The 23,038-nt window shown below is 57.8% G+C and carries 22 protein-coding genes and 1 pseudogene; 8 read left to right on the top strand and 15 right to left on the bottom strand.

Translation table 11 applies throughout. From position 1 onward, the window contains the following. Window positions 1–695 precede the first annotated feature (695 nt). Window positions 696–2,633, top strand: a complete 1,938-nt coding sequence (locus AB3226_RS19700) for an alkaline phosphatase D family protein (RefSeq protein ID WP_367374275.1) — start codon at window positions 696–698, stop codon at window positions 2,631–2,633. A gap of 16 nt (window positions 2,634–2,649) precedes the next feature. Next, window positions 2,650–3,177, top strand: a complete 528-nt coding sequence (locus tag AB3226_RS19695; RefSeq protein WP_367374274.1) for an adenylate kinase — start codon at window positions 2,650–2,652, stop codon at window positions 3,175–3,177. 88 nt (window positions 3,178–3,265) lie between these two features. Here the strand turns inward: AB3226_RS19695 and AB3226_RS19690 are convergent, their stop codons facing one another. Continuing rightward, window positions 3,266–4,441, bottom strand: coding sequence for an aspartate aminotransferase family protein (locus AB3226_RS19690; RefSeq protein WP_367374273.1), 1,176 nt, complete (start codon window positions 4,439–4,441; stop codon window positions 3,266–3,268). A gap of 102 nt (window positions 4,442–4,543) precedes the next feature. Between AB3226_RS19690 and AB3226_RS19685 the strand changes: the two genes are divergently transcribed. The 3 genes from AB3226_RS19685 (at window position 4,544) to AB3226_RS19675 (ending at window position 6,940) form a co-directional block, all read left to right on the top strand. Further along, a complete protein-coding gene (locus AB3226_RS19685; protein WP_367374272.1) occupies window positions 4,544–5,449 on the top strand; it encodes a LysR family transcriptional regulator in 906 nt (301 codons plus the stop codon). 75 nt (window positions 5,450–5,524) lie between these two features. Further along, window positions 5,525–6,535, top strand: a complete 1,011-nt coding sequence (locus AB3226_RS19680; protein ID WP_367374271.1) for a diguanylate cyclase domain-containing protein — start codon at window positions 5,525–5,527, stop codon at window positions 6,533–6,535. A 12-nt stretch (window positions 6,536–6,547) separates the two neighbouring features. Next, a complete protein-coding gene (locus tag AB3226_RS19675; protein WP_367374270.1) occupies window positions 6,548–6,940 on the top strand; it encodes a GNAT family N-acetyltransferase in 393 nt (130 codons plus the stop codon). A gap of 8 nt (window positions 6,941–6,948) precedes the next feature. Here AB3226_RS19675 and msrA read toward each other — a convergent pair whose 3' ends face one another. The 3 genes from msrA to msrB are packed head-to-tail and all read right to left on the bottom strand — an operon-like array spanning window position 6,949 to window position 10,030. Next, window positions 6,949–7,656, bottom strand: a complete 708-nt coding sequence (gene msrA / locus AB3226_RS19670; protein WP_367374269.1) for a peptide-methionine (S)-S-oxide reductase MsrA — start codon at window positions 7,654–7,656, stop codon at window positions 6,949–6,951. A 27-nt stretch (window positions 7,657–7,683) separates the two neighbouring features. Then, complete coding sequence (locus AB3226_RS19665) at window positions 7,684–9,471, bottom strand: cytochrome c biogenesis protein DipZ (RefSeq protein WP_367374268.1); 1,788 nt, start codon at window positions 9,469–9,471, stop codon at window positions 7,684–7,686. 43 nt (window positions 9,472–9,514) lie between these two features. After that, on the bottom strand, window positions 9,515–10,030 hold the full coding sequence (gene msrB, locus AB3226_RS19660) for a peptide-methionine (R)-S-oxide reductase MsrB (protein ID WP_367374267.1): 516 nt from the start codon (window positions 10,028–10,030) through the stop codon (window positions 9,515–9,517). A 153-nt stretch (window positions 10,031–10,183) separates the two neighbouring features. Between msrB and AB3226_RS19655 the strand changes: the two genes are divergently transcribed. From AB3226_RS19655 to AB3226_RS19645, 3 genes are all read left to right on the top strand, one after another. Further along, window positions 10,184–10,900: a response regulator transcription factor gene (locus tag AB3226_RS19655; protein WP_367374266.1), complete on the top strand. Its 717-nt coding sequence runs from the start codon at window positions 10,184–10,186 to the stop codon at window positions 10,898–10,900. After that, window positions 10,897–12,423, top strand: a complete 1,527-nt coding sequence (locus AB3226_RS19650; protein ID WP_367374265.1) for a sensor histidine kinase — start codon at window positions 10,897–10,899, stop codon at window positions 12,421–12,423. Before AB3226_RS19655 ends, AB3226_RS19650 begins: the two co-directional genes overlap by 4 nt. 137 nt (window positions 12,424–12,560) lie before the next feature. Then, window positions 12,561–13,265 (top strand): hypothetical protein, encoded by a 705-nt coding sequence (locus tag AB3226_RS19645; protein WP_367374264.1) that lies wholly within the window; start codon window positions 12,561–12,563, stop codon window positions 13,263–13,265. Window positions 13,266–13,540: 275 nt separating this feature from the next. Here AB3226_RS19645 and cyoE read toward each other — a convergent pair whose 3' ends face one another. The 11 genes and pseudogenes from cyoE to AB3226_RS19590 form a co-directional block, all read right to left on the bottom strand. Then, window positions 13,541–14,428, bottom strand: coding sequence for a heme o synthase (cyoE, locus tag AB3226_RS19640; RefSeq protein WP_095055612.1), 888 nt, complete (start codon window positions 14,426–14,428; stop codon window positions 13,541–13,543). Between the two features lie 11 nt (window positions 14,429–14,439). Beyond that, window positions 14,440–14,775: a cytochrome o ubiquinol oxidase subunit IV gene (gene cyoD / locus AB3226_RS19635; RefSeq protein ID WP_008025399.1), complete on the bottom strand. Its 336-nt coding sequence runs from the start codon at window positions 14,773–14,775 to the stop codon at window positions 14,440–14,442. Then, window positions 14,776–15,402: a cytochrome o ubiquinol oxidase subunit III gene (locus AB3226_RS19630; RefSeq protein ID WP_367374263.1), complete on the bottom strand. Its 627-nt coding sequence runs from the start codon at window positions 15,400–15,402 to the stop codon at window positions 14,776–14,778. It abuts the gene before it with no gap. Between the two features lie 3 nt (window positions 15,403–15,405). Continuing rightward, window positions 15,406–17,436 (bottom strand): cytochrome o ubiquinol oxidase subunit I, encoded by a 2,031-nt coding sequence (cyoB, locus tag AB3226_RS19625; RefSeq protein WP_123358547.1) that lies wholly within the window; start codon window positions 17,434–17,436, stop codon window positions 15,406–15,408. 3 nt (window positions 17,437–17,439) lie between these two features. Then, the gene (gene cyoA / locus AB3226_RS19620) at window positions 17,440–18,384 is read right to left on the bottom strand and encodes a ubiquinol oxidase subunit II (RefSeq protein WP_367374262.1); all 945 of its coding nucleotides are present in this window, start codon (window positions 18,382–18,384) and stop codon (window positions 17,440–17,442) included. An 828-nt stretch (window positions 18,385–19,212) separates the two neighbouring features. Then, a complete protein-coding gene (locus tag AB3226_RS19615) occupies window positions 19,213–19,722 on the bottom strand; it encodes a disulfide bond formation protein B (protein WP_367374261.1) in 510 nt (169 codons plus the stop codon). Window positions 19,723–19,747: 25 nt separating this feature from the next. Continuing rightward, a pseudogene (locus AB3226_RS19610) lies at window positions 19,748–19,884 on the bottom strand (ester cyclase); the annotation flags it as partial. Window positions 19,885–20,019: 135 nt separating this feature from the next. Next, window positions 20,020–20,472, bottom strand: coding sequence for a molybdopterin synthase catalytic subunit MoaE (gene moaE / locus AB3226_RS19605; protein ID WP_367374260.1), 453 nt, complete (start codon window positions 20,470–20,472; stop codon window positions 20,020–20,022). Window positions 20,473–20,475: 3 nt separating this feature from the next. Next, window positions 20,476–20,718, bottom strand: coding sequence for a molybdopterin converting factor subunit 1 (moaD, locus tag AB3226_RS19600; RefSeq protein WP_123719936.1), 243 nt, complete (start codon window positions 20,716–20,718; stop codon window positions 20,476–20,478). Further along, window positions 20,715–21,188: a cyclic pyranopterin monophosphate synthase MoaC gene (gene moaC, locus AB3226_RS19595; RefSeq protein ID WP_367374259.1), complete on the bottom strand. Its 474-nt coding sequence runs from the start codon at window positions 21,186–21,188 to the stop codon at window positions 20,715–20,717. The genes moaD and moaC overlap by 4 nt, the downstream gene beginning before the upstream one ends. Before the next feature lie 232 nt (window positions 21,189–21,420). Continuing rightward, window positions 21,421–22,815 (bottom strand): PhoH family protein, encoded by a 1,395-nt coding sequence (locus AB3226_RS19590; protein WP_367374258.1) that lies wholly within the window; start codon window positions 22,813–22,815, stop codon window positions 21,421–21,423. Between the last annotated feature and the right edge of the window lie 223 nt (window positions 22,816–23,038).

Below are 23,038 nucleotides of genomic sequence, written 5' to 3'. Positions count from 1 at the left end.
TTTTTAAGAAACCCTAAACTTGGCTCAGCAATCGTTGGTTACATCTTTGATTTCTCGCGGAGTAACTTGTGATGCTGATAATCTTGTTGACTATCAGTCTGACTCCACAAGCACCCACACGAATTGCTTGATTCAGTTGTTAAAGAGCGGTTGGTTAAGATCTTTCGTCTAAACCGAGGCGCGCATTCTACAGCAGCCTCTGTTGCTGTCAAGCGGTTATTTTCAGAAGTTTTCAAAGTTTCGCTTGGAAATCTTTAACAACTTCAACCACTTGCGCTTCCGATCTCTCGTTAGCGGGAGGCGAATTCTACAGCGTTACTCGCTGCTGTCAACACCTCTTTTTCTCCGCTTTCGACCGAGATGATCGAACCGTCAATAAGGCGAAAACACACTGCCTTACCAACTCCTTCTGGCTTCGATGAACTGAAGCGTAACCGCTGTCGAAAACTGCGTAACTCTTTGTTTACCAAGGAGTTTTCCGTTTCGACTGCGCCGGAAGTGGGGCGAATTATAGACTTCCAGAATCTGCCGTCAACCCCTAATTATGCTTTTCTATCAATAACTTGCGCAAAGCCGGAAAACAGCGCATTCCCCCTTCTATATAGGAGAACTCACCAGAATATACCGCTGCCTTGGCTTGCCCTCCCACTGCGCTATCATCGCCCGCCTCTCTGCACCAAGAGTCTTGAACCCGGATGCCCGTATCTTTGCCATTGCCCGCCGATCCCCCCCCTTTGCCATCGGTCCTCGTCGGCCCGCTATTACGGCGCCTGGAACCCACGAGGCTGGTGCTGTGGCTGGTGGGGTCGCGTGCGCTGGCGCTGACGCTACGCTTGCAAGGAGTCGACATCCGGCTAGATGCGGATCAATGCACGATCATCCCGGTCGGAACTCATGCCTTCATTCATTTGATAGATGTGCCACTGGATACCGCCCTGCCCTGCGACACGTTGATTGAGTACGACCTGCTGATCATCGAAGCGGATGGCACGCCGTCGGGCATCGCCGAGTGGGCACCGCATCTGCTGTATGGCGAAGCGCATTGCCCGAATTTCGTGCTGCGCTCGCGCATCAATCAGTTGCTGCATGGTTCTTGTCGTAAACCTCACCATCAGGCGGCCGATGGTTTGCTGTGCGTCGATCGGTTGCTGGAGTCCGAGCCGGACGCTTGCAAGCGCCCCGCGCTATTAATGATGAGCGGCGATCAGGTGTATGCGGATGATGTCGCGGGGCCAATGTTGCGGGCCATTCATGCCTTGATCGAGCGTCTGGGGCTGTTCGACGAACACCTCGAGGGTGCGGTGGTCAGCGATAGCGCCAAACTCTACGAACACCCAGCCAGCTACTACCATCGTGCGGATTTGTTACCGGCGCTTGAAAGCAACGAAACCCTGCGCGAACGATTTTTCGGTGGAGCGCGTAAGCCGATTTTTACCAGTAGCAGCGCCGACAATCATCTGGTGACCTTCGCCGAGGTCATGGCCATGTACCTATTAGTATGGTCGCCAACGTCCTGGACACTGATCGCGCCACAACCACCGGCGCTCACGCCCGAACGACGCAAGCGCTATGCCCTGGAGCAGACGCGCATCGATGCGTTCAAGAAAGGGCTGGGTGGTGTTGGGCGGGCGATGGCGCACCTGCCGTGCCTGATGATTTTCGATGACCACGATATTACCGATGACTGGAATCTTTCCGCGCAATGGGAGGAAACGGCCTACGGCCATCCTTTCTCCAAGCGCATTATCGGCAACGCGCTGCTCGCTTATATGTTGTGTCAGGGTTGGGGTAACAACCCGGATGCATTTGGCAGCATGCTGGAAAAAACCCGTCTATTGAGTGCCACGGGGCAAGACCATTACCTCGACAGCAACGTCCAGGACGGTCTGATCGATGAGCTGCTGAGTTTTCAGAAGTGGCATTACGTGCTGTCCACTCGCCCGGCGCTGGTGGTGCTCGACACCCGAACCCGGCGCTGGCGCAGCGAGATGAACCTCAAGCAACCGTCGGGTCTGCTGGACTGGGAAGCCCTCAGTGAACTGCAGCAGGAATTGCTCGATCATCCCTCGGCAATCATCGTTTCGCCCGCGCCGATCTTCGGGGTCAAACTGATCGAAACTGTGCAGCGTGTGTTCAGCTGGTGCGGTTATCCGCTGCTGGTAGACGCCGAAAACTGGATGGCCCATCGCGGCGCGGGCCAAGTGATCCTGAACATTTTCCGACACTCCCGTACTCCCGGAAACTACGTGGTGCTGTCCGGCGATGTGCATTATTCCTTCGTCTACGAAGTATTGATCCGACACCGCAAGGCCGGCCCGCGAATCTGGCAGATCACCAGCAGCGGCATCAAAAACGAATTCCCGCCCGCCCTGCTCGAATGGTTCGACCGCCTCAACCGCTGGCTCTACTCGCCCCGCTCGCCCCTCAATTGGCTGACCAAGCGCCGGCGCATGCGCATTGTCCCGCACATTCCCGAACACGCCGAAGCCGGGGAGCGGCTGTGGAACTCGGCAGGGATCGGCCAAGTGTTCTTCAATGAAAAGGGCCAGCCGCAGGATATTTATCAATTCAATGCGGATGGATCGCCGAAGACGCGGATGATTGCGCCTGAAATTTCCGAAGCGGTTGAATGACTTTGCCCGAGTTGCCATGAGCAATTACTACTTGCACAGCATGAACCTCACCCGAACCCTGATCATCGGCAACTCCGGCTCGGGCAAGAGTTGGCTGGCCAAACGATTGGCCGAGCACCTGCAAGTGCCCTGGATCGATCTCGACCTGATTCATTGGATATCCGATGAACACAGCATCGCTCGTCCCCGCGCCGAGGCATTGGGAATGGCGCGTGTGGCGGCGAGCAAAAATCGTTGGGTTATCGAGGGTGTGTATGGCTGGATGGTCAGCGAACTTGTGGAACAGGCGACGGCGCTGATCTGGCTGTGTCTGTTGGACGAAGACTGCGTCAGTCATATTCGCCAGCGAGAAGCGAACCGGGACGATAGTGACGAGTTACTGATAGCGTTACAGGACTGGGCGGGTAGTTACCGTACTCGCGAAGGGTCCAGTGGATTTGCCGCGCATCAGCGTTTGTTCGAAGGGTTTAGCGGTTCGAAACTTCAACTGATGAATCGGGATGAAGTCACGACTTTCGTCGGTACGATGCAACAAACCGACTGATCGTTCCTGATTCCACTGACGCAGACGCCGATTCTATAGGAGCTGCCGAAGGCTGCTCCTATAGGGGAATGCACTCATCCAATAGAAGTCAGGCTGCGCTCACTGCCCGACCAACTCCTCTGACAATCATCTCCACTTCCCGCTCATCAATCGTCAGCGGCGGCAAAAGTCGAATGGTTTTGCCCCGTGTCACGTTGATCAGCAAGCCGTGATCGCGGGCTGCTATCAGGGTCAGGTCGCGAATCGGTTGTTTGAGTTCAATGCCGATCATCAAACCCTGGCCGCGAATCGCCAGGACGTTGGGGTCATCGGCCAATTCGATATGCAATCTCGCGAGTAGACGTTCGCCCTGAAGTCTGGCGTTTTCCAGCAGGCCTTGTTCCTCAACGATCTCCAGCACAGTGCACCCCACCCGGCACGCCAACGGATTGCCGCCGAACGTGCTGCCGTGGCTGCCGGGGGTAAACAGGTCTGCTGCTTTACCCCGGGCCAGACAGGCACCAATAGGGATGCCGTTGCCCAGGCCTTTGGCCAGGGTCATGACGTCCGGGATGATGCCTTCATGCTGGAACGCAAACCACTGGCCGGTGCGGCCGATTCCAGTCTGGATTTCATCGAGCATCAGCAGCCAGGCGTGCCGGTTGCAAAGTTCGCGCACCGCTTTGAGATAACCGGGCGGCGCCATTTGCACACCGCTTTCGCCCTGAATCGGCTCCATCAGGATCGCCACGATACGCCGGCCGTGGGCTTGTTGCACCGCCTCCAACGCAGCGAGGTCGCCGAACGGCACTTTAATGAAATCCCCCGGCAACTCGTTAAAGCCCAGACGCACCGCCGGGCCGTCACTGGCGGACAAGGTGCCAAGAGTACGACCGTGAAAGGCGTTTTCCATGACCACCACCAGCGGCTGCTCGATGCCTTTGTGCCAACCATAAAGCCGCGCGAGTTTCAGCGCGGTTTCATTGGCTTCGGCGCCGGAGTTGTTGAAGAACGCACGTTCCATGCCGGAAAGCCGAACCAGTTTCTGCGCCAGTCTCTGTTGCCAGTCGATGCTGTACAGGTTGGAGGTGTGCAACAGCAGCCCGGCCTGCTCGCTGATGGCCGCCACAATTCGCGGATGGGAATGGCCGACGTTGGTCACAGCCACACCCGCCACCGCGTCCAGATATTCGCGACCGGCCTGATCCCACAGGCGCGTGCCCAGGCCTTTGCTGAAACTCAGGGCCAAGGGTTGGTAGGTGCTCATCAGGCAGGCGGCAGTCATGACATCAAACTCCATTAATAGTCGGTGTTTTTGCAGTATGGTTAGCCACCTGAGCTGGATAAACAGTGCAACACTTCAATCATTTTAAAGCTGAGCTTGATAATGGATTTGTTCCAGGCAATGACCGTTTACGTAAGAGTGGTGGAAGCCGGCAGCATGACCGCCGCCGCTTTGCAGTGCGAAATGTCGACGACCATGGTCGGCAATCATCTTCGGGCCCTGGAGCAACGTCTGGGTGTGCGCCTGCTCAACCGTACGACACGGCGTCAGCGGCTGACGGAATTCGGCACGGCGTACTATCAGCGTTGTCTTGAAGTGTTGGGGCTGGTGGCCGATTCCGAACGCCTGGCCGAACAGACCCTGGACGAACCGAGCGGCACTCTGCGCATCACTGCCCCGCTGACCTTCGGCACTGAACGGCTGGCACCGGCCTTGAGCGAATTCGCGCTGCGCTGTCCGCAGGTCAAACTCGACGTCGTGTTGACCAACCAGCGCCTGGATCTGCTCGACAATGGTTTCGATGTGGCGATTCGCTTGGGCACTACCGAGATGTCCAACATGATCGCCCGCCCGCTCATCGACTACACAATGACTCTGTGCGCTTCGAAGGACTATCTGGCGCGCCGAGGCACTCCGGAAAAACCTACCGACCTGCAACACCATGACTGCCTGGCCTTCGCCTACCCGGCCGGAGATGACTGGCACTCGGTAGCAAAACTATGGCGCCTGAGGGGACCCGAAGGCGAAGTCATGGTGGAGGTCAGCGGACCGATGCTGATCAACAGCTCGGCGGGGCTGCATCAAGCGGCGCGAACCGGGATGGGCATCGTGATGGTGCCGGATGCCTTGGTGGAGCAGGACCTTCAGGACGGAAAACTGGTGGCCTTGATGCAGGACTACCAATTGCCGAGTCGGCCAATGAACCTGGTGTACGCCCAGGACCGCTACCGTTTGCCGAAATTGCGCAGCTTCGTCGACTTTGCGCTGCAGAGGTGGGGCAAGCACTAGCCGGGGCAATACCCCATGAACTAATCTCCTCGACTGGCGAGTCACGTTGATATCAGTTCGGCAGGGAGACCGATGATGGGTGAGGCATCGAATATCGAGCCGTTGAAGTTCAATCTGTCAGATTTTAACGAAGGCATGTTGCACACCATTCTGGAACTGGTCAGCGATGGCATCTGGGACTGGAATGCCAACACTGGGTTCGTCTACCGCAACCCCGGGTGGTACGAGATGCTCGGCTATCCGCCTCATTCCCTGGATAACAACGTGCTGACCTGGGAAAACGTGATCCATCCCGACGATTATTCACGAGTCATGGCGCTGTTTGATGACTACCTGAAGCAGCGTGCACCCGGCTATCAAGCCGAGTATCGCTGCCGCATGCGGGATGGCACTTACACCTGGATCGAAGATCGCGGCTACGTGCTGGCACGTAATGCTGACGGTTCGGTGGCACGAATGGTCGGCGCGCATCGCAGTATCGAAGACAAGAAACGCTTGTTCGAAGAAATGGAACGGCGCAATCAATCCCTCGAAGCTATCGTCGAAGAACGCACCCGGGAGTTGTCTCGAGTCAATCAACAGTTGCAGATTCAACTCGAAGAGAATCGCAAACTGGCGGAAACCGATGTGCTCACCTCCATCGCTAATCGCTATCGGCTGGAAAAAGCCCTGCCCCAGGAATGCGACCGCGCCCAACGCTTTCGTCAGCCCCTGTCGCTGATCGCCATGGACATCGATGATTTCAAGAACATCAACGATCATTACGGCCATGCCCTGGGTGATGCGGCGTTGGTGCAGGTGATCGAGAGCGTTAAGCACTACGTGCGTGAAGGTGATTTGTTGGCCCGTTGGGGAGGCGACGAATTCATCATGATCTTGCCTAATACCTTGTTGGCCGACGCCAGGGCGCTCGCTGAAAGAATCCGCCATGGCCTTTCGAGCCTGCTGCCGGTCGGGGACTATCAAGTGACCATGAGTTTTGGTGTGGTGCAACGCTTTGAAGAAGAACAACAGACCGGGCTGCTGGCAAGAGCTGATCAGGCGCTGTATCGGTCGAAGATTGCGGGCAAGAATGTGATTTCATGATGAGTACCTCCCGTGCTTATCCGTAATGTGCAGCCCTCGGACGTGGAGTCTGTGCGACTTTTTCTTGGCGAGAATGGGTGGGCTCACCGCACCGGCTCATCTGAGTATTTCACTCAGTTGATCGCTAACTCCCAATGTACAGCTCTTGCGATAAAGGACTCCCACATCGTCGGGTTTGCCCGGGGTATCACCGACGGTTTATCCAACGGTTATCTGTCGATGGTTGTCGTGTGCAGGCAAACTCGACGTGAAGGCATCGGTCGCGCGCTGGTTGAGCATGTCATGGGCGACAACACAGCCATTACCTGGGTTCTGCGTGCAGGCCGCGAAGGTGCTTCGGATTTCTTTTCAAAGCTGGGCTTTGAAACGTCGACCATTACCATGGAACGCTCACGCTTGAAGTAGCCAATGCACTATTGACCGGTCTTTACTAACACCGGCTTCGCCTGATACCTATCCGGATACAGCTGCTTGAACTGCGCCACCTTCGGCAGGTCATTGATCACGATGTAGGGATACGTCGGGTGCTCGGTCAGGAAGTCCTGATGCTCCTCCTCCGCCGGGTAAAAGCCGTTGTAGGTTTCCAATTTGGTAACGATGGGTTTGTTGAACGAATGGGCGGCGTCGAGTTGTGCGATATATGCCTGGGCGACGCGTTGCTGTTCAGCGCTTTTCAGGAAAAGCGCCGATCGATACTGGGTGCCGCGATCCGGCCCCTGGCGGTTGAGTTCGGTGGGATTGTGAGCCACCGAGAAATAGATCTGCAACAGATTGCCATAGCTGACTTGAGCGGGATCGAAGGTGACTTCGACAGCCTCCGCATGACCGGTATCGCCATTGCTGACCCGCTCATACTGAGCGGTGTCGGCTGAGCCGCCCGCGTAACCGGAGACAGCATTCTTCACCCCTTTGACGTGTTGAAATACCCCTTGGACGCCCCAGAAGCAACCGCCGGCAAAAACCGCCGTCTCGCTGTGAGCCTGAGTGTTCTCATCGAGGGTTGGTGGCGGAATGATGACTGCCTCTTCGGTGCCTCCGAACGAGAACGCTGCACACTGACCGATAACACTGGCGGCGGCCAATCCCAGCAGGGTGCGACGCCAGTTAAATAGAGTTTTCATGAGCTGCCTCCTGAGCGAATGGGGCTATCAACCAAACGTAAATGCGTACGCCGACACACCGGGATCGAGAAACTCAATGCTGAATGTCCGGTCCTTTACACCTGCGGTCTGGCGTACCAGTTGATACAACCGCTGCTCGGTGACGCTGCCGTTGCCATCGGGCGCCACGTCAACACCGTGGGCATCACCTGGGGGCTTACCGTCAATCAACACTTTGAAACGCACCGGTTTACCGTCAGCACCGGGGCCCAGTACCAGATGCAAATCGCGAGCGTGGAAGCGGTAGACGATACGACTGGCCGGAGCGTTTGAAACGGCCCGCTCCGGACCGACAGTCCATTGACCGTCCAGACTCCAATCATTGAGGGCCAGTTGCAACGGTGGGCTGTAGGCCTCCACCTTGTCCGGCACCAGATCGGTTTCAGCGACGAAATGCTCCGCCCGTCGGTAGCCGACATAGGTTTCCGGCGATCGCACTTCATTCATGTTCGGGGCGAACTGGACACCCTCGGCACGAGCATTGATTAGCCCGTCCTCGACTTTCGCAGCGCCCGCCTCACGCAGCAGTTGCTGAATCACTCGCTCCGATTCGGCGTACTTGCCTTCACCAAAGTGGTGATAACGAATGCGCCCCTGAGCATCGGCAAAATAGTGGGCTGGCCAGTATTGGTTGTTGAAAGCACGCCAGACCTTGTAGTCGTTATCGATTGCCACCGGATAAGTGATGCCCAGGTCTTTCATGGCTTTGGTGACATTGCCTACATCACGTTCGAAGGCAAACTCGGGCGTATGGACACCGATTACCACCAAACCCTGATCGCGATACTTCTCGGCCCAGGCCTTCACATACGGCAGGGTGCGCAGGCAGTTGATGCAGGAGTAAGTCCAGAAATCCACCAGCACAACCTTACCCTTCAAGGCCTGGGCGGTGAGAGGGGGTGAATTGAGCCATTGCACAGCGCCGTCCAGCGATGGAAGGTTGCCTTCAATCGGCAATTCGCCCGGTATCTTGGCGGTCATTTTCATGCTGCCGGCGGGTTGATCGCCGCCCCGTGGAATCTGCGACATCATTGCCCCTCTGTCGGTCGGCAACTTATCGGCCAATCGGCTGACCAATGCCTGCTCGATGCCGCCGGTGGAGGCTGTCGAGACCCGCGCCAGAATCCCGGTATCCAGCCCCAAGGCGATCGCCACTACACCCGCCAGCATCGCGACTCCCAAGCCTCGACGCAGCCACTCGCCTGCGCCTATCGAGCGCTTCATCGCGGCGAAGACTTTACCGCCCAGCAGCAGTGCCGCGGCGAGAGAGGTGGCGGCACCGGCCGCGTAAGCCAGTAGCAACAGTGTGGTGGCGATGTTTGCCCCTTGCAGCGCCGCGCCAGTCAACAGCAGGCCCAGAATCGGCCCGGCGCAGGGCGCCCAGAGCAGGCCCGTGGCGACACCGATCAGCAACGAAGCGGCGGGACGCGGCCGGGTATCGGCAGCCGCGGCTTCCGACAGCCGACCGCCGGCCGCCACCAGTGGACGTGTCAGGCGCTCGGCCAACCGAGGCAGCAACAGCGTCAGCCCGAACAGTGCAACGAACAGCAACGCGAGCCAGCGACCGTACTGATTGACTTGCACCACCCAGCCGCCGCCCACCGCCGCCAACGAGGCGACGAGCGCGAAGGTCAGCGCCATCCCCGCCAGCAGCGGCAAGCCACTCTTCATAAATGGCTGCCCGGTGCGAGCGAAGATAAAGGGCAATACCGGCAGAATGCACGGGCTGACGATCGTCAGCACACCACCGAGATAAGCGAGGACCAGAAGCCACATAACGTCGACCTGCGTGAAGTGAGTGAAAGGAAGTGCCCATGGATTACGCCTGTGGCTTGAAAGTCAGCGCCAGGCCGTTCATGCAGTAGCGCAGACCGGTGGGCTTTGGCCCGTCTTCGAAAACATGACCCAAGTGACCGCCGCAACGACGGCAGTGGACCTCTTCGCGCAGCACGCCGAAGGAGCGGTCCTGACGGGTGGCCACCGCGTTGTCCAGTGGCGCCCAGAAACTCGGCCATCCAGTGCGGCTGTCGAACTTGGTGTCGGAAGAAAACAACGGCAGATCACAACCGGCGCAGGCAAAAACGCCCTCCCGATGCTCGTTGTTCAGCGGGCTGCTGTAGGCCCGTTCGGTGCCCTCTTCGCGCAGGATCTCGTACTGCTCGGCGCTGAGTTTGGCGCGCCATTCGCTATCGCTGTGAGTCACTTCAAAAACCTCCATCGCGCGGGCCTCGTCGACCAGCGCAAGGCTTGCGGAAAATTTTGGCAATACACCAATCACCAGGGCTGCAGCCCCCAGCCCGCCGCTCGCTACAAGAAACTGTCGCCGTGAAAACATGGGCCTTCTCCAAAATTCCAGATGCCTTGCATGGAACACAGCCTAGGCTTGAGTTGATCGCCAAATCCTCACGAGGAGTTAAACAATTCGTGATAACTCAGCCTCAGGAAAACCCGCACAATGTGTTCATTGCGTCACAAAGGATTGAGCTCCATGGAACAGACCAAACGCGTCCTGGTGGTCGAGGACGACCTGCATATCGCAGACCTTATCTGCCTGCATCTTCGCGATGAGCAGTTCGAAGTGGTGCACTGCGCCGACGGCGATGAGGGCATGCGACTGCTGCAGCAAGGAAGCTGGGATGCGCTGATCCTCGACCTGATGCTGCCCGGCGTCGACGGCCTGGAAATCTGCCGCCGCGCCCGGGCCATGGCTCGCTACACACCGATCATCATCACCAGTGCGCGCTCCAGCGAAGTCCATCGAATTCTGGGGCTGGAACTCGGTGCCGACGACTACTTGGCCAAACCCTTTTCCATTCTAGAACTGGTGGCACGGGTCAAGGCACTGCTGCGACGAGTCGACGCCATGGCCCGTAACCTGAAAATGGACGCTGGCAGCCTGATCAGCGATGGCCTGTCCATCGACCCGATCACACGTGAAGTATCCCTCGATGGCCGTCGTCTTGACCTCACGCCGCGGGAGTTCGATCTGCTGTACTTCTTCGTCCGCCAGCCCGGCAAGGTCTTCTCGCGCATGGACCTGCTCAACGCGGTGTGGGGCTATAGCCATGAAGGCTACGAACACACGGTCAACACCCACATCAACCGCCTGCGGGCCAAGATCGAGACCGATCCGGCGCAACCGGCGCGCATCCTCACGGTGTGGGGTCGTGGTTACAAATTCGCGACGAGCGGAGAACAGCCATGAGGTTGACCCTGACCCAACGCCTGTCCCTGGTGTTCGCCGTGCTGTTGCTGGTGTGCTGCGGCACCTCGGCATGGATGCAGGTGCGCTCCAACCACATGCATGAACTGGAAGTGGTGCAAGGATTGTCGCGAGATCTGGCGCAACACATCGCCCACGACACTGTGCTGATGGACCGCAATGGCCCGATGCCCAATGCCGTGCGCGAATTGTTCAGCCAGCTGATGCTGGTCAACCCCAGTGTCGAGGTCTATCTGCTGGACACCGGGGGCCGAATTGTCGGCAGCGCCGCACCCGAAGGTCGGATTCGCCGAGAACGGGTCGATCTGGCGCCGATCCAGCGTTTGCTCAAAGGCGAGACCCTACCGATTCTCGGCGACGATCCGCGCAGCATCGACGGCAATAAGGTTTTCAGCGCCGCGCCATTGCGGGTCAACGGTCAACCGGTCGGCTATCTCTATGTGGTGTTGCTCAGCGAAGAGCATGACCGCTTCGCCGAACGCGGCGCCACCAGCGCAGCGCTCAATACCGCTTTGTTGTCCATTGGGCTGGTGGCGTTGCTGTGCCTGATTGCCGGCCTCACCGCATTTGCCTTGATCACCCGGCCATTGCGCCGCTTGACCGAAAAAGTCAGTCAGTTCGATATCAACGGCGTTCCGTCGGAGCCGCCCGCCTTGCCCGAGCCAGAGTCGGTAGAAAAAGCCGCCAGCCACGATGAAATTGCCGTACTCGACGCCGCCTTCCGACAGATGCAAGCGCGCCTCGGCGAACAATGGCGCTCGCTGACCCGCCAGGATCAGGAGCGTCGCGAACTGGTGGCGAACATCTCCCACGACCTGCGCACACCGCTGGCCTCGTTGCACGGTTACCTGGAAACCCTGTCGCTCAAGGACGCCACGTTGTCCCCCGCCGACCGCCGCCGCTATCTGGGGATCGCCCTGGATCAAAGCCGCAAGGTCGGCGGCCTGGCGCAATCATTGTTGGAACTGGTGCGGCTGGAGCACGGTTTCGTGCAACCGGTGCCGGAGCGCTTCTCCCTGACCGATCTGGTGCAGGACATCTTTCAGAAATTCGAGCTCAGCGCCGAAGCGCGCCAGATTGAACTCAAGGCCAGCTTCGCCCCCAACGTCGCGGTGGCCTGCGCCGACCTGGGGCTGATCGAGCGGGTGCTGACCAACCTGTTCGACAACGCGCTGCGTCATACGCCTCAAGGTGGAGAGATCGAACTCAGCCTCCGACCTCAGGGGGCTTTTATCGAAGTGACCGTCAGCGACACCGGCCCCGGCATCGCACCCGAGCTGCGCGAAGGTCTGTTCCTGCGTCCGTTCAACATTGGCGGCGCACGACGCGATGGCGGACTGGGGCTGAGGATCGTGCATCGGATCCTGCAATTGCACGGTCGCGAGATCGAGCTGATCGATGTGCCCGGACGCGGCGCGACCTTTCGCTTCTCCTTGCCGGTGGATGAGCAAACGGCAGAACAATGTGTGGTTCGCTCAATGAATATAAATTCGATGGGGAAATAGTCGACAGCGCTGGCAAAAATGCTGACCAGCCGCCTGTTCATCCGTGACAACGCAGCCTCGGTCCAATAGATTAGGCGGCCTGAAAAGGCCTCGTGCTTTCTCGCCTCAATCCAAGTTAAAGAAGTAGTGAAATTTCAATGTCCGATTCCAATACCGCTGAATCCGTAGTCACCTTGTCGTCCAAAGCGGAATACGAAAACTCCATCAATCTTTCACAGCATGTGCCTCAGGCCAAGACCATCAGCGAGATGGTTCTGGACGCTTTTCAATCCACCCGGGAAAGCGACCAGATCCGCGAGCTGCGCGCCGCGATTCGCCAGGCTCATGACAGCTTCGACGACGACAAAGCCTACGATTTGATGGGCGAACTCAAGCAACTGAAAGACGCCGAAGCAGCCGACATCGCCGCCCTGGAAGATCTGAGCAGCAAATTCTCGATCAGCCGCATTCTGTCCAGCTTCAAGGACGACCCGGCGTTCCAGGAAATCGTTTATGGTCTGGCGCTGAAGGTACTGAACCAGACTCACCAGGCCATCAGCAACCCGAGCAGCGGCAAGAGCAAAGCGGCTCGCGCCAAGAAAGAAGTCGAAGTGTTCACCATCAGCAAGGATGGCATCAGCGTCACCCTGCCCCTGCGCACCCCGCGCTCGCGCCTGAGCGTTGACCGTGAAGCCCTGGAATTCCTGGGCTTCACTTTCGTCGGCGAAGGCGATGAAGCGGAGCTGGAAAGCGAAACCTTCCTGGACAATGCCGGGGCCGAACAATCGGTCAACCGCAAGAACATCATCACCGCGCTTCAGCAACAAACCGCGTTCGACGGCTACAGCATCGCCGCGCAGTAACGCTAAACGCTGCACATAAAAATCCCCGCCATCAGAGCGGGGATTTTTATTTGCTGTTCGCCTATTAACTTTTTTCTGATACACCGCAGCGTAACCATCGCGAGCAGGCTCGCTCCCACAGGGGTTCAGCGTCGAGCACAAAAGTGGCGAAAACACCGACCCAGTGTGGGAGTGAACCTGCTCGCGATAGGGGCGACACGGTCCGTCAAAAAGAACCCAATAAAAAGCCCCGCCATTCTCTCGAAGGCGGGGCTTTTCTTTACAGCATCCGAAGCTTAAGGCGCGTAAGTCAGCAACAGCTCACTCGGCACTTTAAAATCCAGCGACATCATCACGCTCAACGCAGTAATGGTGAAGATCGAGAACACGAACAGCTTGCGTGCCCAGACCGTGTCATCCACTGCCTTGTATCCGGTCCAGGCCATGTACAACCAGTACATGCCCATGGCCGCGGCGACGGCGAGGTAGCTCATGCCGGCGTAGCCGCTGAAGGTCAGCATCAAGGTCGCTACGAGGAACGCCAGGATGTAGAGCAGGATGTGCTTCTTGGCCACTTGAATCCCGCGCTTCACCGGCAACACCGGAATCGATGCGGCCAGGTAATCGTTGAAGCGGAAGATTGCGATGGCGTAGGAATGCGGCATCTGCCACAGGCTGAACATCACCAGCAGCGTCAGTGCGGCCATGTCGAAGCTGTTAGTCACAGCCACGTAGCCAATCACCGGCGGCATCGCCCCCGACAGACTGCCCACCAGCGTGCCGTGAACCGACTTGCGCTTGAGGTACAGGCTGTAGAAGCCGACGTAGATGACAAAACCGATCACCGCGAACAGTGCAGCCAACGGGTTGGCCACCTTGTACAACAGTGCAACGCCGAAAACACCAAGGATGGTCGCAAAAGCCAGGGCCAGTTTCAGGGAGATCAAGCCCTGGACCAGCACCCGGTTCTTGGTGCGTTCCATCTTCAAGTCGATGTCGCGGTCGATGCAGTTGTTGAACACGCAACCGGAGGCCACCACCAGGGAAGTGCCGATCATGGCGGCCAGGAAGATGGCCAGATCGACATGCCCTTTGGAGGCCAGGAAAAATCCGCCTGCCACTGAAAGCACGTTACCGAAAATGATCCCCGGTTTGGTGATTTGGATAAAGTGCTTCAAGGACATCCGGACTTACCTCAGTGCGCCATCATGTTGGTGTGGATGCTGAACATGATCCACAGCGACAGGCCTACCAACAGGACGATTACGATCGCGGCGAAAACAAACGCAATGACGTTGTTACGCTGCGCCGCCGAACGGTCCAGGTGGAGGAAGTACACCAGGTGCACCAGCACCTGGATGACTGCGAAGGCCAGTACGATCCACAGGGTCAGGGCTTTCGGCAGCGACGGGTACATCACCAGGCCGAAAGGAATGACGGTCAGGATCACCGACAGGATGAAACCGATAGCGTAGGACTTGACGCTGCCGTGGCCGGCGTCGTGGCTATCGTGGGAATGAGCGTTAGCCATTTACATAGTCCCCATCAGATAAACAACGGTGAATACGCAGATCCACACCACGTCCAGGAAGTGCCAGAACAGACTCAGGCAGCTCAGACGGGTCTTGTTGGTCGCCGTCAGGCCGTTTTTCTGCACCTGGTACATCATGATCGCCATCCAGATCAGACCGCTGGTCACGTGCAGACCATGGGTGCCGACCAGGGTGAAGAACCCGGACAGGAAGCCGCTGCGGCTAGGGCCGAAGCCTTCGGAGATCAGTACATGGAACTCGTTGATCTCCATGCCGATGAAGCCGGCACCGAACATGAAGGTCAGGGCCAGCCAGCCCAGGACCTGGTTCTTCTTGCCCTTGAACAACGCCAGCATGGCGAAGCCGTAGGTGATCGAACTGAACAGCAGCAGAGCGGTTTCGCCCAGTACGTATGGCAGTTCGAAGATGTCGTGGCCCGACGGGCCACCTGCTACGTTGTTAACCAGTACCGCGTACGCCGCGAAGATCGACGCAAACAGGATGCAGTCGGTCATCAGGTAGAGCCAGAAACCGAATACGGTCATCTCGCCCGAGTCGTGGTGATGGTCATCATGCCCATGTCCATCGACATGGGTGTGTCCAGCATTGGTCACTAAGTTCGACATGGTTTAAGCCTGTTCCAACGAGGTTTCAACACGGGTGGCGGTGGCTGGAACTTTCCCGGCCGCTACCAGACGCTTGTGCTGCTCGGCTTCGATGCGCTCGATCACGTCGACCGGCACCATATAGCCCTGATCATCACGTGCAGCATGGATCACGAAGTAACCCACGGTGCCGACCAGGCTAACGATGGCCAGCCACCAGATGTGCCAGATCATCGCGAAACCGAACACGGTCAACAGAGCACCCATGACCACACCGGTCGCGGTGTTGTTTGGCATGTGGATCGGCTCGTAACGGGCCGGAGCCTGGTACGCGGTACCGTTTTCCTTGGCTTCGGTGAACGGGTCGATGGTTTCCGCTTTTGGCAGCACGGCAAAGTTGTAGAACGGTGGTGGCGACGAGGTCGACCATTCCAGCGTGTGGGCATTCCACGGGTCGCCGTGTTCGCACATGTTCTCTGGCTTGTTGCGATCACGCACGCTGACGTACAGCTGGATCAGCTGGCAGGCGATACCGAAGGCAATCATCACCGCACCGAACATAGCGACGTACAAGTACGGCACCCACTCAGGGTTGGTGGTGGCGTTCAGACGACGGGTCATGCCCATGAAGCCCAGTACGTAGAGCGGCATGAATGCGACGAAGAAGCCGGTGATCCAGAACCAGAACGCTGCCTTGCCCCAACCTTCGTGCAGCTTGAAGCCGAACGCTTTCGGGAAGTAGAAGGCGAAACCTGCGATGTAACCGAATACCGCGCCGCCGATGATCACGTTATGGAAGTGCGCGATCACGAACAGGCTGTTGTGCAGAACGAAGTCAGCACCCGGGATGGCCAGCAGTACGCCGGTCATGCCGCCGATGGCGAAGGTCACCATGAAGCCCAGGGTCCACAGCACCTGGCTGGTGAAACGCAGACGGCCCTGGTAGATGGTGAACAGCCAGTTGAATAGCTTCACCCCCGTCGGGATCGAAATCAGCATCGTCGCCAGACCGAAGAAGGCGTTGACGCTGGCACCCGACCCCATGGTGAAGAAGTGGTGCAGCCAAACCATGAAGCCGAGGATCGAGATCGCGCCCGATGCGTAGACCATCGAGTGGTGGCCGAACAGACGCTTGCCGGTGAAGGTCGAGATGACTTCGGAGAAGATCCCGAACGCCGGCAGAATCAGGATGTAAACCTCGGGGTGACCCCAGGCCCAGAACAGGTTGACGTACATCATCGGATTGCCACCAAGTTCATTGGTGAAAATGTGGAAATCCATGTAACGGTCAAGCGTCAGCAGTGCCAGGGTAGCGGTCAGGATCGGGAACGAGGCCACGATCAGGACGTTGGCCCAGGTGCAGGTCCAGGTGAAGATCGGCATGTCCATCAGCTTCATGCCCGGGGTACGCATTTTCAGCACGGTAGCCAGGAAGTTGACCCCCGTCAGCGTCGTACCCAGCCCGGATAGCTGTAGCGCCCAGATGTAGTAATCCATCCCCACGCCCGGGCTGTATTGCAGGCCCGACAGCGGCGGATAGGCAACCCAGCCGGTCTTGGCGAATTCGCCAACGCCCAGGGACAGGTTGATCAGCACTACGCCGGAAACCAGCAGCCAGAAGCTCAGGGAGTTCAGGAACGGGTAGGCAACGTCACGCGCGCCGATCTGCAGCGGCACTGCAAGGTTCATCAGGCCGGTGAAGAATGGCATCGCCATGAAGATGATCATGATCACACCGTGAGCGGTGAAGATCTGGTCATAGTGTTCAGGCGGCAGGTAGCCAGGCGAACCCTCGGTGGCCATGGCCAACTGGGTACGCATCATGATGGCGTCGGCAAAACCGCGCAGCAGCATGACCATGGCGACGATGATGTACATCACGCCGATTTTCTTGTGGTCGACCGAGGTCAGCCACTCGGTCCACAAATAAGTCCACTTCTTGAAGTAGGTGATTGCAGCGAACAGCGCCAGACCACCGAGCGCGATCATGGCGATGGTTATCATCACGATCGGTTCGTGGAACGGGACCGCTTCCCAACTTAATTTACCAAACATCGTTTACTCCTCTGCCCCGGCAGCTGAATGCGAACTCATGTCCATCCCTTCCATATGGGCCACTTCTTTGTCTTTCTTCTCGTGATGCATCGGCTTGCCTGGTTTCATGCCTTCGTACTTGTCGACGATGGTCTGGAACAGGTTCGGCGTGAACGAGGAGTAGAGCTCGACTGGGTTGTTCTGGCTTTGCTTGGCAAGGGCTTCGTATTCAGCTTTTTCAAGCTGTTTAGGTGCCTTTTTGACTTCGCTTACCCAGGCATCGAAATCTTCCTGAGAGGTGGCGATAGCTTTGAACTTCATACCGGTGAAACCCGCGCCGCTGTAGTTGGCGGAGATACCGTCCATCTCAGCGTTCTGGTTGGCGATCAGGTGCAGTTTGGTCTGCATGCCCGCCATCGCGTAGATCTGGCCGCCCAGAGCAGGGATGAAGAACGAGTTCATCACGGCGTCGGAAGTGATCTTGAAGTTGATCGGTGTGTGCGCCGGGAACACGATCTTGTTGACCGTGGCGATGCCTTGTTCCGGGTAGATGAACAGCCACTTCCAGTCCAGCGCGACCACTTCAATGGTGATTGGCTTGACGTCGGATTCCAGCGGCTTGTAAGGGTCAAGCGCGTGGGTCGACTTGTAGGTGACGTACCCCAGGGCAATGATGATCAGTACCGGAATAGTCCACACCGCGATTTCGATCTTGGTGGAGTGAGACCATTTTGGCGTGTAGACGGCGTCCTTGTTGGAAGCGCGGTACTTCCAGGCGAACGCGAAGGTCATGAAGATGACCGGCACGACGACCAACAGCATCAGCAGCGTTGCGGTGATGATCAGGTTTCGCTCATCCAGGCCGACCTGGCCCTTGGGGTCGAGCAAGGTCATGTTGCAGCCTCCCAGCAACAACGTGCCGAGCAGCGGCAATAAGCCTAGTAGTCTGGGGTACCTGTTTTTACTCATCTCACGACCTCTAAAGCAGCTTGCGCAATGCAGTTGGGTTTTGATCGCCAACACTTCACCCTGCCAAGGGTTGGCATTTTTCTTGGATTGAATAAGGGCCTGCCCGTCGCGCGTCAGACGCTGTTCGACAATTGCTGGGCCTGCGGTGAGTTCTTATTCGAATTCGTGGTCAAGGGCCTTGTTACAGACCAATTCCATTTGGTGCGGATAGTCGGAAGGCACCGACACCTGGGAGTCGCATGAAGCCATCAGGCCTCTCGACACCCTAGTTCTGCTCATGCACCTGAGTAAGGGTGAGCAGTGCCGGGAATTCAGTGCGGGCGATTGTAGATATGTAACGATTCATAAACCATGTCTCATCCCGAAATAATTTTTATCCGATCCAGCAACAATCATTAACGGCTTTTGCAAAAGTGCGCCATGGTATCGAAATCCATTCTCAACAAAAACACCAAAAAATGTAGGTCTACCACACGAAGTTCAGACAGTTTCCAAGGCTCTGTGCTCGCCTTCGACCCAGCTCTACCCCCTATGTGACAAGGACTTTGGCAATTCGCCAGGCCCTGTTAAAACTGCCTGTTTCGACTGACGAGCGCTGAAAGCGACAGTGCCTGGAAGAGCTGGTTTTTAGTGCGAAGCGACGCCCTGAATCAGCGATTTGAAATGCCTTGCGACACTCAAGCTGTGACAACATGTCGCACACGTGTCACACCCTTTCTTGTCGAGCATCAAGGTCTTTTTACCTGACCTGCGAATATGCAAAACGCCCCGGCCTCTCAACGAGAACCGGGGCGTTTTTTGTTTCCTGCAACGGTACGGCGTAAAGCCTCAGCGCAGCGCTTTGCGATTACGCGAAGTGAGCAGCGGCACCAGCACCACGATCAGCACGAACGACAGCAGCGCCCACTGTGCCAGGGACAAGCCGAGGATCGGCGGGTACGGCGTGGAGCAAAAACCGTCGACCTGGAAGCCCAGCGGGAAGATCTTCGCCAGCGGCAGACCATCGACGATTGGTTGCAGCACATCAATGCCGCAACTGACCGCAGGATAAAACTGGGTGTAGACGTGATGCCCGGCCACTCCTGCGCCCGCAATGGCGCAGATCACCACCAACACCTCGAACAGCGTGACGCTGCGGCGGGTGCGCATCGCCGCGCCGATAAAGGCAAACAGCGCAACCAGCAACAATGCGTAGCGTTGCAGGATGCACAGCGGGCATGGCGCCTCGCCCAGAGCCACTTGCATGTACAGCGCGCCACCGATCAGCGCCAGGCAAATAATGCCCAGCAACACCAGATAGCGCCGTTCACGTCCCAACCGCATCGTTTCCTCGCTCATCGCGTTTCCCTTTTGTGTCCGTGGATCAGCTCGTCGGCCGCTGCGCTTGCAGCTGCTGCATCAAGCTGATGTTGTCTTCTTCGATATGCCAACTGGCGGCAATGCGACCGTTGTCGATCTGATATCGGCTGCCCGGAAGTCTACACGGCAGCATTGGCCTTCGGGCGGGGTCTTGCCGATGAACCTCTTCGACAAGACCGCCTTGGCCAACGTCGGGAATAAACGATAAACCGGTTAAGAACGGATTAACTTTCTAGCGTTTTTCAAGCATCGAGCCCGTGAAGACGGATCGATTGCTTACTGCTTCCAGCGATCTGCCGCCGCATGATCGCTGTCACGCCCTTCCACCCAACGCGGCCCATCACCGGTGTTTTCTTTCTTCCAGAACGGCGCGCGGGTTTTCAGGTAGTCCATGACAAAGGCACAGGCATCGAACGCCGCCTGACGGTGGGCGCTGGCGGCGCCGACGAAGACGATCGGCTCGCCCGGCTCCAGCGCGCCGATGCGGTGCAACACTTCCAGCTTCAACAGCGGCCAGCGCTGCTCGGCCTCCACGGCAATTTTGCCCAGGGCTTTTTCGGTCATGCCCGGGTAGTGCTCAAGAAACATCCCGGCGACGTCTAGGCCGTCATTGAAGTCGCGCACGTAGCCGACAAAACTCACCACCGCACCGACGCCCACATTGGCTGCGTGCATGGCGTTGACTTCAGCGCCCGGGTCGAACGGCGTGGGCTGCACACGAATCGCCATGGTTCAGCCCCCGGTCACGGTTGGAAAAAACGCCACTTCATCGCCATCGCTCACCGGTTCGTCGAGCTGGCAGAGGTCTTCGTTGCGGGCGCACATCAGGTTCTGTTCGCTCAGTACCTCGGCGCCGTCACGTTGAGCGAGCAGCGCGCGCACATCGTCGACCGTGGAAAAATCACCTTCGACCTTCACCGAGTCCACGCCGAGCGCTTCACGGTAACGGGCGAAAAACTTCACAGTAACGTTCATGGTTGATCCGCCCGAAAATGGCCGCTCTTGCCGCCGAGTTTCTCCAGCAGCCGCACGCTCTCGATGGTCATGCCACGATCCACGGCCTTGCACATGTCATAAATGGTCAGCGCCGCGACACTGGCGGCAGTCAGCGCTTCCATTTCGACGCCGGTCTGCCCGGACAACTTGCAGCACGCCACGATGCGCACGGTGTCATCGCCTTCGGCACTGAGTTCGACCTTGACGCCGGTAAGCATCAACGGGTGGCACAGAGGAATCAGATCGCTGGTTTTCTTCGCCGCCTGGATGCCGGCGATCCGCGCCACGGCGAACACGTCACCCTTGGGATGGCCGCCAGCAACGATCATTTGCAGGGTTTCGGGCAGCATGCGCACCAGCGCTTGGGCCGTCGCTTCACGGAACGTCACGGTTTTTTCAGTGACGTCGACCATATGGGCGCGACCTTGGGAATCGAGATGAGTCAGCACAGGGATACTCCTGATCAGGAGCACCGATTGTAAACCTGTGGGTCAATTGTCCGCACGTTTGATTATGCGTTTACCCAGAACCCTGTGGGAGCGTGGCTTGCCCGCGATGGCATCAGCGCGGCGTACCTGTTACACCGCAGTGTCTGCATCGCGGGCAAGCCTCGCTCCCACAGGTTATGTATTGGGCATAAAAAAACCGGGCGACCATCAGGCCGCCCGGTTCTGTTGAGGGTTACAGATGCGATTCGGCGTATTCGGCCAGAATCGAGCGTGGCACCCCTTGCAGGGTGATGTGCACACCGTTGGGGAAGTCCTTGAAGCGCTCGGTCAAGTACGTCAGCCCGGAGCTGGTCGCGGACAGGTAAGGGGTATCGATCTGCGCCAGGTTGCCCAGGCACACCACTTTGGAACCGGCGCCGGCACGGGTGATGATGGTTTTCATCTGGTGCGGCGTGAGGTTCTGGCATTCATCGATCAGGATCAGGCTCTGCTGGAAGCTGCGGCCTCGAATGTAGTTGAGGGATTTGAACTGCAACGGCACTTTGCTGAGGATGTAGTCGACGCTGCCATGGGTGTTTTCGTCGTCCATGTGCAGGGCTTCGAGGTTGTCGGTGATGGCGCCGAGCCAAGGCTCCATTTTTTCCGCTTCGGTGCCGGGCAGGAAGCCGATCTCCTGGTCCAGGCCCTGCACGCTACGTGTCGCGATGATCCGGCGATAGCGTTTGCTGACCATGGTCTGCTCGATGGCCGCCGCCAGTGCGAGGATGGTTTTACCCGAACCCGCAGCCCCGGTCAGGTTGACCAGGTGGATATCCGGATCGAGTAAGGCGTACAGCGCCAGGCTTTGATAGATGTCACGCGGTTTCAGGCCCCAGGCTTCCTGGTGCAACAGGGGTTCCTGATGCAGGTCGAGAATCAGCAGTTTGTCTTCCTGGATCTCCTTGATCCAGCCGACAAAACCCTGTTCGTCGATGATGAACTCGTTGACGTGCACCGCCGGCAGGTTGTCGATCAACTGCACTTGGTGCCAGGTGCGGCCATGATCCTGACGGGTGTCGACATTCCTCACACGGTCCCAGAAGGAGCCGGTCATGTTGTGATAACCGTTGGGCAGCAGCGACACGTCGTCAACCAGTTGGTCGGTGCTGTAGTCCTCGGCCGCAATCCCGCAAGCCCGGGCCTTGAGGCGCATGTTGATGTCTTTGGTGACCAGCACCACGGGCAGCTTTGGTTCGCGCGCGTGCAGGTCGATCAACTGGTTGATGATGATGTTGTCGTTCAGGTGCTCGGGCAGAATGAGGTTCGGCTCAGTGCGCTTGCTCATCAGAATTGACAGCAAACCCTTGGGCCCACTCTTGCCGCGCTGGATCGGTACGCCGAGTTCGACGTCTTCGGGGCTGGCATCGCCCAAAGTCTTGTCGATCAGGCGAATCGCCTGACGGCATTCCGCGGCAACGCTGTGATGCCCGCTCTTGAGCTTGTCCAGCTCTTCAAGCACGGTCATCGGGATGGCGACGTGGTGTTCTTCGAAATTAAGCAGGGCGTTTGGATCGTGAATCAATACGTTGGTATCGAGTACATAAAGGATTGGCTGGTTGGAAGAAGGGCTACGTCCGTGATCATCCATACTCGGTCACCTTTGTGGGAGCCAGTCGACGCAGTACCATGACAGTGCTGCGCCTCGAAGTGGCCACCGAATTCACCTGCGAGGAGTCAAGTGAACTGCACACAAACTGGGGTCTTGGGAGACGCCACCTGTGTTGCAGGTTTCGGCGGTCTGTCTTCGTAATACTCCAAAACATGTGACAGAAAAAAGTACTTTGACGTTTTTTTGAAGTTTATTTTTCAGA

The organism is Pseudomonas lini (assembly GCF_964063345.1).
GTDB classification, from domain to species: domain Bacteria; phylum Pseudomonadota; class Gammaproteobacteria; order Pseudomonadales; family Pseudomonadaceae; genus Aquipseudomonas; species Aquipseudomonas lini_B.
Note: the sequence above shows the minus strand (reverse complement) of the source record. Positions and strands in the feature narration are given on the sequence as shown.

What these genes read in the sequence shown, in the direction of transcription:
- cyoB (WP_123358547.1), bottom strand. Translation starts at nt 17,436, where the DNA reads ATGTTTGGTAAATTAAGTTGGGAAGCGGTCCCGTTCCACGAACCGATC.
- AB3226_RS19590 (WP_367374258.1), bottom strand. Translation starts at nt 22,815, where the DNA reads ATGGATGATCACGGACGTAGCCCTTCTTCCAACCAGCCAATCCTTTAT.
- moaD (WP_123719936.1), bottom strand. Translation starts at nt 20,718, where the DNA reads ATGAACGTTACTGTGAAGTTTTTCGCCCGTTACCGTGAAGCGCTCGGC.
- AB3226_RS19665 (WP_367374268.1), bottom strand. Translation starts at nt 9,471, where the DNA reads ATGTGGCTTCTGGTCCTCGCTTATCTCGGTGGTGTGCTGACGATCGTC.
- AB3226_RS19685 (WP_367374272.1), top strand. Translation starts at nt 4,544, where the DNA reads ATGGATTTGTTCCAGGCAATGACCGTTTACGTAAGAGTGGTGGAAGCC.
- AB3226_RS19695 (WP_367374274.1), top strand. Translation starts at nt 2,650, where the DNA reads ATGAGCAATTACTACTTGCACAGCATGAACCTCACCCGAACCCTGATC.
- AB3226_RS19680 (WP_367374271.1), top strand. Translation starts at nt 5,525, where the DNA reads ATGGGTGAGGCATCGAATATCGAGCCGTTGAAGTTCAATCTGTCAGAT.
- AB3226_RS19690 (WP_367374273.1), bottom strand. Translation starts at nt 4,441, where the DNA reads ATGACTGCCGCCTGCCTGATGAGCACCTACCAACCCTTGGCCCTGAGT.
- cyoE (WP_095055612.1), bottom strand. Translation starts at nt 14,428, where the DNA reads ATGTCCTTGAAGCACTTTATCCAAATCACCAAACCGGGGATCATTTTC.
- cyoD (WP_008025399.1), bottom strand. Translation starts at nt 14,775, where the DNA reads ATGGCTAACGCTCATTCCCACGATAGCCACGACGCCGGCCACGGCAGC.
- AB3226_RS19645 (WP_367374264.1), top strand. Translation starts at nt 12,561, where the DNA reads ATGTCCGATTCCAATACCGCTGAATCCGTAGTCACCTTGTCGTCCAAA.
- AB3226_RS19650 (WP_367374265.1), top strand. Translation starts at nt 10,897, where the DNA reads ATGAGGTTGACCCTGACCCAACGCCTGTCCCTGGTGTTCGCCGTGCTG.
- msrA (WP_367374269.1), bottom strand. Translation starts at nt 7,656, where the DNA reads ATGAAAACTCTATTTAACTGGCGTCGCACCCTGCTGGGATTGGCCGCC.
- AB3226_RS19630 (WP_367374263.1), bottom strand. Translation starts at nt 15,402, where the DNA reads ATGTCGAACTTAGTGACCAATGCTGGACACACCCATGTCGATGGACAT.
- moaE (WP_367374260.1), bottom strand. Translation starts at nt 20,472, where the DNA reads ATGGCGATTCGTGTGCAGCCCACGCCGTTCGACCCGGGCGCTGAAGTC.
- AB3226_RS19700 (WP_367374275.1), top strand. Translation starts at nt 696, where the DNA reads ATGCCCGTATCTTTGCCATTGCCCGCCGATCCCCCCCCTTTGCCATCG.
- AB3226_RS19615 (WP_367374261.1), bottom strand. Translation starts at nt 19,722, where the DNA reads ATGAGCGAGGAAACGATGCGGTTGGGACGTGAACGGCGCTATCTGGTG.
- cyoA (WP_367374262.1), bottom strand. Translation starts at nt 18,384, where the DNA reads ATGAGTAAAAACAGGTACCCCAGACTACTAGGCTTATTGCCGCTGCTC.
- msrB (WP_367374267.1), bottom strand. Translation starts at nt 10,030, where the DNA reads ATGTTTTCACGGCGACAGTTTCTTGTAGCGAGCGGCGGGCTGGGGGCT.
- AB3226_RS19655 (WP_367374266.1), top strand. Translation starts at nt 10,184, where the DNA reads ATGGAACAGACCAAACGCGTCCTGGTGGTCGAGGACGACCTGCATATC.